Source organism: Janthinobacterium sp. NFX145 (genome assembly GCF_049810325.1).
Taxonomy (GTDB): Bacteria; Pseudomonadota; Gammaproteobacteria; order Burkholderiales; family Burkholderiaceae_D; genus Janthinobacterium; species Janthinobacterium rivuli.
Genome location: NZ_CP187360.1, coordinates 2390821 through 2404594, shown reverse-complemented (window position 1 = coordinate 2404594; position 13774 = coordinate 2390821). Strand labels below are relative to the sequence as shown.

Below are 13774 nucleotides of genomic sequence, written 5' to 3'. Positions count from 1 at the left end.
TTGGGCGAACTGGCCTGGCCACGTTATGTTTACTATTTGTGTAGCATCCACCTGGGTCTTTCTTCCTTTATCTGCGTATGGATGCCCTCTCCAACGATTTTTCAAACAGTTTTTTCGAGAAAGCGAACATCGCTGGCTGCGCCGCCACGCAGGCGCGGCGCTCGGCGGCAATCCTGTCGCGATTCGCCGCCAAGGTGGCGCTGGTCAGCGGCATGCCGAACTGGCCATCGTCCGGCGCACCGTCCTTGTGCGTCATGACGCGCTGCATGACGATGTCGCCCAGTGCCTTCTTGAAGTGCCCCGCTTCCCAGTACCAGCGCGTGCTGGCGTGGCGCTGTTGTTGCGTGGGGATCGGCTCGCAGTTGTAAGGGCCAAAGCCGCTGAAATCGGTCACGCTGATGCTGGCGGAAGGGTTCTTTTCCTTTACTGCCGCCACTTCCTGCACCAGCTGCTGTTTCCACTCCTCGAACAGGGGCCACAGGCCTGCTCCTTCGAACAAAGTGAGCATCTGCGCGTGGTAGGGATAGATCACCAGCTTGATATCGGCCTGCGTGGCCGACATCGCCTGCAAGAAGTCGTGCAGCGATTGAAAATCGCCGTCAGCAAAATCGGTTTTCGACATGGTGACAAATCGGGCGGCGCTTTTCTGCGCCCGATGCCTGAATACCTTGTCATAGCCATCGCGGACCGCATGCGCGCCATAGTCCAGCGCGGGATTAAGGCCGCTTGGCTCGATGGTGAACGCCGCCCTGTCATGCTGGATAAGCGGCGTCTTCAAGGCGTCCTTGACCGAGGCCAGAGAAAACAAGGTGTCGAAACGCCAAAATCCAGGAAGATGGCTGGACGGCGCCTCTGTGCGCGCCGGCGGCGCCTCTGTGCGCGCCGGCGGCGCGATGGCCGGCTTCAGAAAATCGATGAATTCAAGGCCCACGATCACCGTCCCCGGCTTGATGCCAGCCTGGGTCAGCTGCCCGAACTGGCTGATGGCCGTCGCCATCCCCGTGCCGGGAATCCCCATGTTGTAGCCAGCGCCCCGCATTGCGCCAAATGCGGCGGCACGCGGATCGAAGCCGATCTCGGCGCGCGAGTTGCCCAGGATGATGAAGCGCGGCCGCAAGCGCAGCGCGTGTTCGTGCTTGATCTGGCTCTGGTAGCGTTCCAGCCCAGGTTTGACGGCGTTGAAGTTTTCGCGCCTTGCCACGCCATATAAATTGTAGGGGTCGACGATGTACACGAAGGCGCATACCAGGCAAGCGCAAGACAGCAACACCAGCGTGAGGATGGACAGATAACGGGCATAAGAAGGTCTGCTCATTTTCAGCGCTCTCCGTCAAAACTGGAAATACAGAAAATCGGCGGGCTGGTTCAGGGCCAGGATGCTCGCCAGCGCCAGCAGCGCGATGGCCGTCGCCCACGCCGGCGAAGCACGCCACGTCAGCAGGCGCGCCATGTGGGGACCTGCCGCTCCTGCCGTGCTGGCACGCTGAAAATCCAGCGCTGGGGTACAGCGGCGCATGATCTGCTGCGTGTTCGGAAAGGCGAAGGCGAGCAGCGCCGCAATGCCTATCCACGTCCAGGTTTTGACGAACTGGAAGCCTTCGCCCAGGTAAAACGTCACGCCCACCGTTTCCAGCAAGCGCTGCAGCGCAGGCACGCGGCTGGCCAGCGCGTCGGGTATGGCAATGCCGTTGCCACCCGCCATGCCCTGCAGGATAGCCCATGACGTCGCCATGTCCGGTGCGCGGAAAAAGACCCAGGCAACGCAGACGGCGGCAAAGGTGATGACGGTGGCGACGATCTTCCACGCCCGGCTATCGAGCGGCAGATGCAGGCGCCGCGCAACCTCGCTCCAGACCTTGTGAATGGCCAGATAAGCGCCGTGCAGGAATCCCCAGACGATGAAATTCCACCCGGCGCCATGCCACAGGCCGCCCAGCACCATGGTGATCATCAGGTTCAGGTAGCGACGCACGGGCCCGCAGCGCTTGCCGCCCAGCGGGATATACAGGTAATCGCGCAGGAAGCGCGACAGGGTCATGTGCCAGCGGCGCCAGAATTGCGCGATATTGCGCGCTTTGTAGGGCGAGTCGAAGTTCAAGGGCAGGCGCACGCCAAATAATCTCGACAAGCCGATGGCCATGTCGGAATAGCCGGAGAAATCGAAGTACAGCTGAAACGCGTACGCCAATACCCCGCCCCAGGCGGCCAGCAGCGATGGCGCGGCCGGATCGCTGAATAAGGGCGCCGCGTACGGGCCGATGTTATCGGCCACCAGTACTTTCTTGGCCAGCCCGATAATGAAAATCGTCGAGCCGATGGCCACATTCCTGCCCGAAAGGAGGAAGATGCGCCGGTCCGCAAACTGCGGCATCATCTCCTTGTGGTGCAGCACCGGGCCGGCGATCAGGTGGGGGAAATACGTGACGAACAGCAGATAGTGGACAAAACGGCTTTCCTGCACCTTGCCCTGGTAGGTATCGACCAGGAAGGCGATCTGGGTAAACGTAAAAAAGGAAATCCCGATCGGCAGCACCACGTGCAGGATGGGCATGGGCTGCGCCAGCAATTGCGCCAGGCTGGCAACGAAGAAACCCGCATATTTGTAATAGGCGAGCAGGCCCAGGTTGGCGGCGATGGCCGCGATCAACAGGCCCTTGCGGTGGCGGATGCGTCCCGGCCCAAGCACGGTGGCGCAGCCGTAATTGAAGCCGATGGAGCCGAGCAGCAGCGGCAGGTAGCGGTAGTCCCACCAGCCGTAGAAAAACAGCGAGGCGCCGGCCAGCCAGGCGGCGGCCCATAAGCGGCTGCGTCGTCCCAGGATGAAAAAACCGGCCAGCGTGACGGGCAGATATGCAAACAGGAAGACGTAGGAGTTAAATAGCATCTGTTCACCAGTCAGAAAGCATGGGAGGCCGCCAGCGCCTGCACTACGCTCACGCGCATCGCGGCTGACGCTCCCCCATTTTCCTTGTCGCTCAGTTTCTTTGCTAGCAGAAATATCAACTGATCTGCATGCGCATTCGCCTGTTTGGCTTTAAAACGCGTCGCCGGGTATGCGCACCACGCCTTCCATCAGCACGCGCGCGCTGCGGCTCATGATGGCCTTGGTGACGCTCCACACGCCATCGGCCAGCGCCGCTTCCGCGCCCACCATCAGGGTGCCGGACGGGTGGCCGAAGCGCACCGAGTTGCGGGGGCCGCCGCCGGCCGCCAGATTGACCAGGGTGCCGGGGATGGCCGCCGCCGTGCCGATGGCCACAGCGGCCGTGCCCATCATGGCGTGATGCAGTTTACCCATGGACAGGGCGCGCACCAGCAGGTCGATATCGCCCGCTGCCACCTGCTTGCCGCTCGATGACACATAGCCGGCCGGCTTGGCGACAAACGCCACTTTCGGCGTGTGCTGGCGCTTCGCCGCTTCATCGAGGTGGGAAATCAAACCCATGCGCAGGGCGCCATGCGCGCGGATGGTCTCGAAACGGGCCAGCGCGGCCGGATCGCCATTGATGGCGTCCTGCAGTTCCGTGCCCGTGTAGCCGATGGCGTCCGCGTCGACAAAAATCGTCGGGATGCCGGCGTTGATCATCGTGACTTGTAAAACACCGATGCCGGGCACGTCGAGGTCGTCGACCAGGTTGCCGGTGGGGAACATCGCGCCACCGCCACCCTCTTCCTCCGCGGCCGGATCAAGGAATTCCAGTTTTACTTCGGCGGCCGGGAAAGTCACGCCATCGAGTTCGAAGTCGCCCGTTTCCTGTACTTCGCCGTTGGTCATGGGGACGTGGGCGATGATGGTTTTGCCGATATTGGCTTGCCAGATGCGCACCGTGGCGATGCCGTTTGCCGGCACGCGCGCTGGCTCTACCAGCCCACTGGCGATGGCGAACGAGCCGACGGCGGCCGACAGGTTGCCGCAATTACCGCTCCAGTCGACAAACGGCTTGTCGATGGAGACCTGGCCGAACAGGTAGTCGACGTCGTGGTCAAGCTTGCTGCTTTTCGCCAGGATCACCGTCTTGCTGGTGCTCGAGGTGGCGCCGCCCATGCCGTCGATCTGCTTGCCGTACGGGTCAGGGCTGCCGATCACGCGCAGCAGCAGCGCATCGCGCGCGGCGCCCGGCACTTGCGCGCTGGCGGGCAAATCCTGCAGGCGGAAGAACACGCCCTTGCTGGTGCCGCCGCGCATATAGGTGGCGGGGATTTTGATTTGGGGGGTGTGGGTCATTGAAATTCCTGCGTTGAATGACTGATTAAACCCAATGGCAAAATGCCGGGGTCGGACCCTGAGGGTCCGACCCCAGACCTTGCCTTTGGGGTGGATTGTGCGATCACATCACCCCTACGCTGCCTTCGACGACTCGAGGAAATCCTGCGCAAACCGCTGCAGCACGCCGCCGGCCTCGTAAATCGACACCTCTTCCGCCGTATCGAGGCGGCAGGTGACGGGCACTTGCACCGTTTCGCCGTTCTTGCGGTGGATGACGAGGGTCAGGGTGGAGCGCGGCGTGCGCTCGCCGACGACGTCATAGGTTTCGCTGCCATCCAGGCCCAACGTCTTGCGGTTCACGCCGGGAAGGAATTCCAGCGGCAGCACGCCCATGCCCACCAGGTTGGTGCGGTGGATGCGCTCGAAGCCTTCGGCCACGATGGCTTCCACGCCGGCCAGGCGCACGCCCTTGGCGGCCCAGTCGCGCGAGGAACCCTGGCCATAGTCGGCGCCGGCGATGATGATCAATGGCTGCTTGCGCTCCATGTACACCTCGATGGCTTCCCACATGCGCGAGATCGTGCCTTCCGGCTCGATGCGCGTGAGCGAACCGGCTTTGACCTTGCCATCCTCGATGACCATCTCGTTCTTCAGGGTCGGGTTGGCAAACGTGGCGCGCTGCGCCGTCAGATGGTCGCCCCGGTGCGTGGCGTAGGAATTGAAGTCTTCTTCCGGCAAACCCATCTTCGCCAGGTATTCGCCGGCCGCGCTATCGAGCATGATGGCGTTCGATGGCGACAAATGGTCGGTGGTGATGTTGTCGCCCAAAACGGCCAGCGGACGCATGCCTTTCAATGGACGCGCGCCAGCCAGCGCGCCTTCCCAGTACGGCGGACGGCGAATATACGTCGTCTGCGGACGCCAGTCGTACAGCGGGCTGACCTTGACGCCGTCGTCCGCCTGCGCGGCAAACATCGGAATGTACACCTTGCGGAACTGCTCCGGCTTGACGCTGGACGCGACGATGGCGTCGATTTCCTCGTCGGACGGCCAGATATCCTTCAGCAGGATAGCCTTGCCGTCCGCGTCATGGCCCAGCACATCCTTTTCGATATCGAAGCGGATGGTGCCGGCGATCGCGTAGGCCACCACCAGCGGCGGCGAGGCGAGGAAAGCCTGCTTCGCGTACGGGTGGATGCGGCCGTCGAAGTTGCGGTTGCCCGACAGGACAGCCGTGGCGTACAGGTCGCGCGACACCACTTCATCCTGGATCACGGGGTCGAGCGCGCCCGACATGCCGTTGCACGAAGTGCAGGCGAAAGCCACGACGCCAAAGCCCAGTGTTTCGAGCTCCGGCATCAGGCCCGCTTCCTGCAGATACAGTTCCACGGTTTTCGAGCCGGGCGCCAGCGACGATTTCACCCAAGGTTTACGGGTCAAACCGAGGCGGTTCGCATTGCGCGCGATCAGGCCGGCGGCGATCATGTTGCGCGGGTTGTTCGTGTTGGTGCAGCTGGTAATGGCCGCGATGATGACGGCGCCGTCCGGCATCTTGCCCGGCTCGTTTTCCACCACGCCGGAAATGCCGCGCGCGGCCAGTTCCGACGTCGGTACGCGGTTGTGCGGATTCGACGGCCCGGCGATATTGCGCACCACGGACGACAGGTCAAACGTCAATACGCGCTCGTACTGCGCGTCGACCAGGCTGTCGGCCCACAGGCCCGTCTCTTTGGCGTACAGCTCCACCAGTTTCACCAGTTCGTCGTCGCGGCCCGTCAGTTTCAAATACTTGATGGTTTGCGCGTCGATGTAGAACATGGCGGCCGTGGCGCCAAATTCCGGCGCCATGTTGGAAATCGTGGCGCGGTCGCCCAGGGTCAGGTGCGATGCGCCTTCGCCAAAAAATTCCAGGTAGGACGAGACGACCTTCTGCTTGCGCAGGAACTCCGTCAGCGCCAGCACGGTATCGGTGGCCGTGATGCCCGGCTGCGGTTTGCCCGTCAGCTTGACGCCGATGATGTCGGGCAAACGCATCCACGAGGCGCGGCCCAGCATCACGCTTTCCGCTTCCAGGCCGCCCACGCCGATGGCGATCACGCCCAGCGCGTCGACCATCGGCGTATGCGAATCCGTGCCGACCAGGGTGTCGGGATAGGCCACGCCGTTCTGCACCTGGATCACGGGCGACATGCGCTCGAGGTTAATCTGGTGCAGGATGCCGTTCCCCGGCGGGATCACGTCGACGTTTTTAAAGGCTTTCTTGGTCCAGTCGATGAAGTCGAAACGGTCTTCGTTGCGGCGGTCTTCGATGGCGCGGTTCTTGGCGAAGGCATCGGGGTCGAAGCCACCGCATTCGACGGCCAGAGAATGGTCGACCACCAGCTGCGTCGGCACCACCGGGTTGACCAGGGCCGGGTCGCCGCCCTGGGCCGCGATGGCGTCGCGCAAGCCGGCCAGGTCGACCAGGGCCGTCTGGCCCAGGATGTCATGGCAGACGACGCGCGCGGGGAACCACGGGAAATCGAGGTCGCGCCGGCGTTCGATGAACTGGCTCAGCGAAGCATTCAATGTCGCCGGGTCGCAGCGGCGCACCAGGTTTTCCGCCAGTACGCGCGAGGTGTAGGGCAAGGTGGCGTAGGCGCCTGGCTGGATCGCATCGACGGCGGCGCGCGTGTCGAAGTAGTCTAGCTGGGTGCCCGGCAAGGGCTTGCGGTGCAGGGTATTCATCGGGGTAGTCAATGCAGTACTCATTATTTGCGGTCCTTGATCGGCACGAATTCCAGGTCTTCCGGGCCCACATAGTTGGCGCTCGGGCGGATAATCTTGTTGTCGATGCGCTGCTCGATGATGTGGGCGGCCCAGCCCGAGGTGCGCGAGATGACGAACAGCGGCGTGAACATCGCCGTCGGCACGCCCATCATGTGGTACGACACGGCCGAGAACCAATCCAGGTTCGGGAACATGTTCTTGATTTCCCACATGACCGATTCCAGGCGCTCGGCGATGTCGAACATTTTCGTGGAGCCGGCTTCCTGCGACAGCGAACGGGCCACTTCCTTGATGACCACATTGCGCGGGTCGGAAATCGTGTAGACGGGGTGGCCGAAACCGATCACCACTTCCTTGTTGGCGACGCGCTCGCGGATATCGGCTTCCGCCTCGTCCGGGTTGTCGTAGCGTTTCTGGATGTCCAGCGCCACTTCATTCGCGCCGCCGTGTTTCGGACCGCGCAGCGCGCCGATGGCGCCCGTGATGGCCGAGTGGATGTCCGACCCCGTGCCGGCGATCACGCGGCTGGTGAAGGTCGAGGCATTGAATTCGTGTTCCGCGTACAGGATCAAGGACGTGTGCATGGCCTTTTCCCACGACGCCGACGGTTTTTCGCCGTGCAGCAGGTGCAGGAAGTGGCCGCCGATCGAGTCGTCGTCCGTTTCCACTTCAATGCGCTTGCCATTATGGCTGTAGTGGTACCAGTACAGCAGCATGGAGCCGAACGACGCCATCAGGCGGTCAGCGATGTCGCGCGCGCCCGGCGCGTTATGGTCGTCTTTTTCCGGCAAGGTGCAGCCCAGCACGGACACGCCCGTGCGCATCACGTCCATCGGGTGGGCGGCGGCCGGCAGCGCTTCCAGCGCCAGCTTCACGGCCGACGGCAAGCCGCGCAAGGATTTCAGTTTGGCCTTGTAGCCTTTCAATTCAGCGGACGTCGGCAGCTTGCCGTGCACCAGCAGGTAGGCGATTTCCTCAAACTCGCAGCTGTCGGCCACGTCCAGGATGTCATAGCCGCGGTAATGCAAATCGTTGCCGGTCTTGCCGACCGAGCACAGCGCCGTATTGCCGGCGGTGACGCCGGACAGGGCGACGGATTTTTTAGGCTTGAAAGTGGCGGCTTGCGGTGCGTTCATTGATTTCTCCAAAAATTGACTAGTCTCGGTTGCATCACTGCGGGGCCGGCATGCGGCCCCTGCTTCTTGCTTATTTCTGCTTATTTCTTTTGCGCGGCGAACAGCGCGTCGAGCTTTTGCTCGAAGTCGTGGTAATTGATCGATTCATACAGCTCCATGCGCGTCTGCATGGTGTCGACGACGTTCTTTTGCGTGCCGTCGCGGCGCAGCGCCTGGTACACGTTTTCCGCCGCCTTGTTCATGGCGCGGAAAGCGGACAATGGATACAGCGCCAGGCCCACGTGCGCGCTGCGCAATTCGTCCAAGGTGAACAGCGGCGTGGAACCGAATTCCGTGATGTTGGCCAGGATAGGCACGTTGACGGCCTTGGCGAAGGTGGCGTACATGTCCAGATCCGTGATGGCTTCCGGGAAGATCATGTCGGCGCCCGCTTCGACGCAGGCGACGGCGCGTTCCAAAGCCGATTCCAGGCCATCGACGGCCAGCGCATCGGTGCGCGCCATGATGACGAAGTTCGGGTCCGTGCGCGCATCGACGGCCGCCTTGATGCGGTCGACCATTTCTTCCTTGCTGACGATTTCCTTGCCAGGACGGTGGCCGCAGCGCTTGGCGCCCACCTGGTCTTCGATGTGCAGGCCGGCCGCGCCGAACTTGATCATCGATTTCACGGTGCGCGCCACGTTGAATGCGGACGAACCGAAACCCGTGTCGGCGTCGACCAGCAGCGGCAGGTCGCACACGTCGGTGATGCGGCGGATGTCGGTCAGCACATCGTCCAGGCTGGAAATGCCCAGGTCAGGCAAGCCCAGCGAGCCGGCCGCGACGCCGCCGCCGGACAGGTAGATGGCCTTGTAACCGGCGCGCTTGGCCAGCAAGGCGTGGTTGGCGTTGATGGCGCCGACGACTTGCAACGGGGATTCTTCCTGGACGGCCTTGCGGAATGCGGCACCTGCGGAGTATTGAGTCATGTGTTCACCTTATGGGTTTCGGATGGTCCCGAATGTTTCACGGAGTGGCTATGAGCATCAGTATTGCAAATGCCGTGCCAGGACCGCACACCGGCCCGAAAAATGCGCTACGACACAGTGAAAACCAGGGGAAATGGCCAAGCAGCAGCGCTGCACGCGCTGTCACGCAAGGGAACAGCGATGTCACGATTGAGGTCAACGATGTTTCAAATATGTTTCAATCATTCCATTTGAAACACTGAAACATGAAACAGGTGAGACTGCCACCGGGCGCGCGCATAAAAAAAAAGCCGGCGGGCGCCGGCTGAGAGTGATATTAGGAGCTAAAACTAGGCCAGCCTAACCAGCGGATTGGCGATGATGTTGTCGATCTGGCGCACGGCTTCCTCGCAGGCGGCGGCAATGGCGCCCTCCTCGTCGTCGCGCACGAATTGCATGGTCGAGCCTTCGAATACTTCCAGGCCTTCCACGGTGGCGCGTTCGATATCGCAACTGGCCGACCATTTGCCGTCGGTGGTGGGCACGGCCAGGGGAACGATTTCCCAGCCTTTATAGTGAATTTTAGAACTGCTATCCATGGGGTGCCTCCTTGGTGACTGACTCAATAGTGGAAATCGTAGCATGAAGCGCGACTGGCAGCGACGTGTTTCACGCGCCAGCCGTAGTCAGGCGCAGTTTCGGGCTAAACGATTTACGCTCGCTCAAGGGCGCAGCAGATTATCCACTTCCGTCCTGGCCACTTCCAGGCCAGCCGTGCAAGCCGTCTCGGGCGCCGCATAGCCGCCCAGGGTGCGGCTGCGCGTGATCGCCTGCGCCTCGGGTTCACCTTCGCGCTGCAAGCGGTAGGTAAAATCCCATAAATCGTCGTTATCCTTTTGCGGGGTCACGGAAATCGTAAAACCGCGGTACTGTTCGCTGCGTGCAGTGATATCGTTCATGAATTCCTCCTTGGAAGAATGAGGTTAGCATGCGGCAAGACACAGGGTGCGCACGGTAGTCACGTGCCTGGCTCCTCGCTTATCTGTTTTTCGCATGTTAAATGTCAGTTTTCAACATTTTTTGAACGAACTCTGACGATATAATGTTATTCCCTGCCCGCCCCCTGCCGCCGTGATGACTCCACAAATCCAAGCTTTCTTCGACCCCGCCACCGCCACCGTCACCTATGTTGTCTACGAAGCCGATGGCCGCGACTGCGCCATCATCGATTCCGTGCTCGACTACGACCCCAAGGCGGGCCGCACCTCGACCGCCTCGGCCGACAAGGTGATCGCCTTCGTGCGCGAGCACGGCTTGCAGTGCCGCTGGCTGCTGGAAACCCACGCGCATGCCGACCACTTGTCCGCCGCGCCCTACCTGCAGCAGCAGCTGGGCGGCGACGTGGCCATCGGCGCCGCCATCCAGACGGTTCAGCAGGCGTTCGCGGCCGTCTACCATCAGGACGGCGCCAAGGCTGACGGCTCGCAGTTCGACCAGCTGTTCGCGCCCGACCAGGTGTTTCATATTGGCAAGCTGGAAGTACGCGCCCTGCACGTGCCCGGCCACACGCCGGCCGACCTGGCGTACCAGATCGGCGACGCCGTCTTCGTCGGCGACACCCTGTTCATGCCGGACGTAGGCTCGGCCCGCTGCGATTTTCCCGGCGGCTCGGCCTCCCTCTTGTACCGCTCCGCGCAACGCCTGCTGTCGCTGCCGCCGCAAACACGGCTGTTCATGTGCCACGACTACCCGCCCAATGGCCGCGAGGCGCGCTGGGAAGTGACGGTGGCCGAACAACGGGCCAGCAACATCCACTTGCGCGACGGCATCACGGAAGAACAATTCGTGGCCATGCGCACCAGCCGCGACGCCACCCTCGACATGCCGACCTTGATCCTGCCCGCCATCCAGGTCAACATCAATGCGGGCAAGCTGCCCGAGCCGGAAGACAACGGCGTGCGCTACCTCAAAATACCGCTGAACGCGATCTGATTGGCCATGTAGTCCTTCCCGCTCACATGGCGTCAAACGCAATAACACAATGCAAATGATGCGTCTTCCGCCATACCAGATCCCTCAGTACCATGTGGTGACCCTATTCGAGGATCCACCACGCCATGCAAGCACCTTCAAAACCCGCTCCACCCGACCAGCAAGCCATCGAAGCCGGTAGCGCCACGCGCCCCGTGCGTGGCGCGCTTGCCAGCCTGTCCCTGGCGATGCTGCTGCCCGCGCTGGGTACCAGCATCGCCAACGTGGGCTTGCCCGACATGGCCAGGGCCCTGCAGGCACCGTTCCAGGATGTGCAATGGATTGTGCTGGCCTATCTGCTGGCCATCACCGCGCTGATCGTCAGCGTGGGCCGCCTTGGCGACATGGTCGGCCGGCGCCGCCTGCTGCTGGCCGGCATCGCGCTGTTTGCCGTCGCTTCCATCCTGTGCGCCCTGGCGCCCACCTTGTGGCTGCTGGTTGCCGCGCGCGCCCTGCAGGGCCTGGGCGCGTCCGTCATGATGGCGCTGACCATGGCCTTTGTCGGCAGCACCGTGCCCAAGGCCAGAACGGGCAGCGCCATGGGCCTGCTCGGCACCATGTCGGCCGTCGGCACCACGCTTGGCCCCGCGCTGGGCGGCCTGCTGATCGCGCACTTCGGCTGGCAAGCCATTTTCCTCGTCAACGTGCCGCTGGCCGGCGTGGCGCTGCTGCTGGCCTGGCGCTTCCTGCCAGCCGACCAGCGCGGCGCCAACGCCAAACGGCCCGTCTTCGACCACCGCGGCACCGTGCTGCTGGCCCTTACCTTGTGCGCCTATGCGCTGGCGATGACCGTGGGCCGCGGCCATTTCAGCGTGCGCAACGTGGCGCTGCTGCTGGCCGCCTGCGTCGGCGCCATCCTGTTCGTCCGCGTCGAACTGAAGGCGCCGGCGCCGCTGATACGCCTGGCCATGCTGCGCGCGCCCGTGCTCAGCGCCGGCCTGGCGACCAGCATGCTGGTCTCGACGGTGATGATGTCCACCCTGGTGGTCGGCCCCTTCTACCTGGCGCGCGGCCTGGGCCTGGGCACGGCCGTCACCGGCATGGTGCTGGCGGCCGGGCCGCTGGTGGCGGCGTTCTGCGGCGTGCCGTCCGGCTGGCTGGTGGACCGCTACGGCGCGCAGCGCATGGGCGGCGCGGGCCTGTGCGGCGCGGCCTTCGCCTGCCTGGCGCTGGCCCTGCTGCCCGCCAGCCTGGGCATTGCCGGCTACGTCGTCCCGATCATGCTGCTGACGGCCAGCTATGCGCTGTTCCAGGCAGCCAACAATACGGCCGTGATGGTCGATATCGCTGCCGAGCAGCGCGGCGTCATCTCCGGCATGCTCAATCTGTCGCGCAATCTGGGCCTCGTCACGGGCGCCTCCGTGATGGGTGCCGTCTTCGCTGCTGGCACCAGCGATATCGCCAGTGCTCCGCCAGCCGCCATGATCGGCGGCATGCACGCCACCTTTGCCGTCGCCAGCGCGCTGGTGCTCGCCGCGCTGGCCATTTTCGCGCTCGGCCGCGCCTTGGCCAAGCCACCCACGCCTTCTGGAGACCCCGCATGACGCGCCCCCGTCCGATCCCGTCCCTGCCCGTCCCGCTGTTACTGCTGCTGGCCCTGGCCTGCAACGCCACGTTATCCGGCTGCGGCCGTTCCCAGGCCGCGCCTGGCGGCCCGCCGCCCAAGGCCACCGTGTCCGTGGCGCTGCCCGAATCGTCGATGGTGCAGGCGACCCTCGACTACACGGGCCGCATCGAACCGGCGCAGCGCGTGGAAGTGCGCTCGCGCGTTTCCGGCTATTTGCAGCAGATCGTCTTTCGCGACGGCCAGCAGGTCAAGGCCGGCGATGCGCTGTTCGTCATCGACCCGCGCCCCTTCGCGGCGGCGCGCGACCGTGCCCGGGCCGGCCTGGCCCAGGCCAATGCACGCAGCAAGCTGGCCACGGCCCAGTTCGAGCGCAGCAGCCGGCTGCAGCAAACGGGCGCGGCCAGCACCGAGGAGCTGGAACGGGCGCGCGGCGAACTGGAAGACGCGCAGGCGGCCGTCATGCTGAGCCAGGCGGAATTGCGCAGCGCCGAACTGGAACTGTCTTTTACCACCATGCGCGCGCCCATCGCCGGCACCGTGTCGGACCGCCGCGTCGATGTCGGCAACTACGTGGCCGGCGGTGCGGCGCAAAGCGGCGTGCTGACCACCATCGTCGCGCACAGCCCCGTGCGCGCCATGGTCGACCTGTCGGAAGCGGATTTCCAGCGCCTGAGCCAGCAAAGCAGGCTGCCATCGAAGGTGCAGCTGGCGCTTGACGGCGGCGGCCCCGCGCAGGATGCCAGCGTGGACTTTGTCGACAACGAAATCAGCGCCCGTTCGGGCACCGTGCGCCTGCGCGCCAGCCTGGCCAACGCCAACCGCGCCATCATGCCGGGCAGCTTTGCGCGCGTGCGCATCCCCGTCGGCGCGGCGCAGCAGCGCCTGCTGGTGCCCGACGCCGCCATCCTCAGCGACCAGAATACAAAAATGGTGTTCGTCGTGGACGCGGCGGGCAAGGTGGCGCCGCGCAAACTGGAACTGGGCGGCCTGCGGGGCGACAAGCAGATCGTGCTGTCCGGCCTCGGACCGCACGATAAAGTCATCGTTTCCGGCGCGGCCAAGGTGCGCCCGGGCGACCAGGTGCTGGTGGCCGCTGCGCGCGCCAACGGCGCATAAG

General features: G+C 63.8%; 12 protein-coding genes. 4 read left to right on the top strand and 8 right to left on the bottom strand.

The features are described from left to right. Positions 1–67 precede the first annotated feature (67 nt). From ACPJXG_RS10730 to prpB, 6 genes are all read right to left on the bottom strand, one after another. A complete protein-coding gene (locus tag ACPJXG_RS10730; RefSeq protein ID WP_425254209.1) occupies positions 68–1315 on the bottom strand; it encodes a hypothetical protein in 1248 nt (415 codons plus the stop codon). A gap of 15 nt (positions 1316–1330) precedes the next feature. After that, positions 1331–2884, bottom strand: coding sequence for an MBOAT family O-acyltransferase (locus ACPJXG_RS10725; protein ID WP_425254208.1), 1554 nt, complete (start codon positions 2882–2884; stop codon positions 1331–1333). A gap of 150 nt (positions 2885–3034) precedes the next feature. Next, positions 3035–4225 (bottom strand): 2-methylaconitate cis-trans isomerase PrpF, encoded by a 1191-nt coding sequence (prpF, locus tag ACPJXG_RS10720; RefSeq protein ID WP_425254207.1) that lies wholly within the window; start codon positions 4223–4225, stop codon positions 3035–3037. A gap of 114 nt (positions 4226–4339) precedes the next feature. Next, positions 4340–6934, bottom strand: a complete 2595-nt coding sequence (acnD, locus tag ACPJXG_RS10715) for a Fe/S-dependent 2-methylisocitrate dehydratase AcnD (protein ID WP_425254734.1) — start codon at positions 6932–6934, stop codon at positions 4340–4342. A 23-nt stretch (positions 6935–6957) separates the two neighbouring features. Continuing rightward, the gene (gene prpC, locus ACPJXG_RS10710; protein WP_100873471.1) at positions 6958–8112 is read right to left on the bottom strand and encodes a bifunctional 2-methylcitrate synthase/citrate synthase; all 1155 of its coding nucleotides are present in this window, start codon (positions 8110–8112) and stop codon (positions 6958–6960) included. 80 nt (positions 8113–8192) lie between these two features. Beyond that, positions 8193–9080, bottom strand: a complete 888-nt coding sequence (gene prpB, locus ACPJXG_RS10705) for a methylisocitrate lyase (RefSeq protein ID WP_035819901.1) — start codon at positions 9078–9080, stop codon at positions 8193–8195. Positions 9081–9130: 50 nt separating this feature from the next. Here prpB and ACPJXG_RS10700 point away from each other — a divergent pair, with 50 nt between their 5' ends. Beyond that, positions 9131–9322 (top strand): hypothetical protein, encoded by a 192-nt coding sequence (locus ACPJXG_RS10700; RefSeq protein WP_425254206.1) that lies wholly within the window; start codon positions 9131–9133, stop codon positions 9320–9322. A gap of 87 nt (positions 9323–9409) precedes the next feature. On the opposite strand, the gene ACPJXG_RS10695 is transcribed toward ACPJXG_RS10700, so the two are convergent. After that, complete coding sequence (locus tag ACPJXG_RS10695) at positions 9410–9658, bottom strand: hypothetical protein (RefSeq protein WP_035819905.1); 249 nt, start codon at positions 9656–9658, stop codon at positions 9410–9412. Positions 9659–9781: 123 nt separating this feature from the next. Further along, on the bottom strand, positions 9782–10018 hold the full coding sequence (locus ACPJXG_RS10690) for a hypothetical protein (protein ID WP_070257673.1): 237 nt from the start codon (positions 10016–10018) through the stop codon (positions 9782–9784). A gap of 175 nt (positions 10019–10193) precedes the next feature. On the opposite strand from ACPJXG_RS10690, the gene ACPJXG_RS10685 reads away from it, so the two are divergent. The 3 genes from ACPJXG_RS10685 to ACPJXG_RS10675 all read left to right on the top strand — a co-directional run bounded on the left by ACPJXG_RS10685 (position 10194) and on the right by ACPJXG_RS10675 (position 13773). Continuing rightward, entirely contained in the window at positions 10194–11051 is an 858-nt protein-coding gene (locus ACPJXG_RS10685; protein ID WP_425254205.1) for an MBL fold metallo-hydrolase, read from the top strand. A 125-nt stretch (positions 11052–11176) separates the two neighbouring features. Beyond that, positions 11177–12634 (top strand): MFS transporter, encoded by a 1458-nt coding sequence (locus ACPJXG_RS10680; RefSeq protein ID WP_425254204.1) that lies wholly within the window; start codon positions 11177–11179, stop codon positions 12632–12634. Further along, positions 12631–13773 (top strand): efflux RND transporter periplasmic adaptor subunit, encoded by a 1143-nt coding sequence (locus tag ACPJXG_RS10675; protein ID WP_425254203.1) that lies wholly within the window; start codon positions 12631–12633, stop codon positions 13771–13773. The genes ACPJXG_RS10680 and ACPJXG_RS10675 overlap by 4 nt, the downstream gene beginning before the upstream one ends. Position 13774 lies beyond the last annotated feature (1 nt).

Bases quoted from the DNA above. Each gene is read 5' to 3' on its own strand.
- ACPJXG_RS10730 (WP_425254209.1), bottom strand. From the start codon at position 1,315: ATGAGCAGACCTTCTTATGCCCGTTATCTGTCCATCCTCACGCTGGTG.
- ACPJXG_RS10725 (WP_425254208.1), bottom strand. From the start codon at position 2,884: ATGCTATTTAACTCCTACGTCTTCCTGTTTGCATATCTGCCCGTCACG.
- prpF (WP_425254207.1), bottom strand. From the start codon at position 4,225: ATGACCCACACCCCCCAAATCAAAATCCCCGCCACCTATATGCGCGGC.
- acnD (WP_425254734.1), bottom strand. From the start codon at position 6,934: ATGAATACCCTGCACCGCAAGCCCTTGCCGGGCACCCAGCTAGACTAC.
- prpC (WP_100873471.1), bottom strand. From the start codon at position 8,112: ATGAACGCACCGCAAGCCGCCACTTTCAAGCCTAAAAAATCCGTCGCC.
- prpB (WP_035819901.1), bottom strand. From the start codon at position 9,080: ATGACTCAATACTCCGCAGGTGCCGCATTCCGCAAGGCCGTCCAGGAA.
- ACPJXG_RS10700 (WP_425254206.1), top strand. From the start codon at position 9,131: ATGAGCATCAGTATTGCAAATGCCGTGCCAGGACCGCACACCGGCCCG.
- ACPJXG_RS10695 (WP_035819905.1), bottom strand. From the start codon at position 9,658: ATGGATAGCAGTTCTAAAATTCACTATAAAGGCTGGGAAATCGTTCCC.
- ACPJXG_RS10690 (WP_070257673.1), bottom strand. From the start codon at position 10,018: ATGAACGATATCACTGCACGCAGCGAACAGTACCGCGGTTTTACGATT.
- ACPJXG_RS10685 (WP_425254205.1), top strand. From the start codon at position 10,194: ATGACTCCACAAATCCAAGCTTTCTTCGACCCCGCCACCGCCACCGTC.
- ACPJXG_RS10680 (WP_425254204.1), top strand. From the start codon at position 11,177: ATGCAAGCACCTTCAAAACCCGCTCCACCCGACCAGCAAGCCATCGAA.
- ACPJXG_RS10675 (WP_425254203.1), top strand. From the start codon at position 12,631: ATGACGCGCCCCCGTCCGATCCCGTCCCTGCCCGTCCCGCTGTTACTG.